Here is a 265-nt window from a genome sequence, read left to right as displayed (position 1 = left end):
ATACCTAGAGCAGTGGGTAGCGACTTTCGAAATTTCTTGGTTGATGATTCCTGACTTTGTTTACGCTTTGTTTATCGGTGTATTCATCACTAATGTGTTTGAAGTGACGAAGCTGCATAAAACCGACAGCGAAACCGTTGATATTCTGGGTACTGTGTCATTGTCTCTATTCTTGGCGATGGCGTTAATGAGCCTCAAGCTGTGGAATATTTTCGACCTTGCGATCCCATTCTTGGTGATCTTAAGTGTTCAATCGGTGGTACTT

Annotated in this window: 1 protein-coding gene; it reads left to right on the top strand. The window is 42.3% G+C overall.

Translation table 11 applies throughout. From position 1 onward, the window contains the following. Positions 1-265, top strand: a 265-nt coding sequence (locus tag A3712_RS21845) for a sodium/glutamate symporter (RefSeq protein ID WP_231891865.1), incomplete at both ends; no start/stop codon positions are given.

It is taken from the genome of Vibrio sp. HI00D65, assembly GCF_001635455.1.
Taxonomy (GTDB): Bacteria; Pseudomonadota; Gammaproteobacteria; order Enterobacterales; family Vibrionaceae; genus Vibrio.
This window is presented reverse-complemented; position numbering and strand designations above follow the sequence as displayed.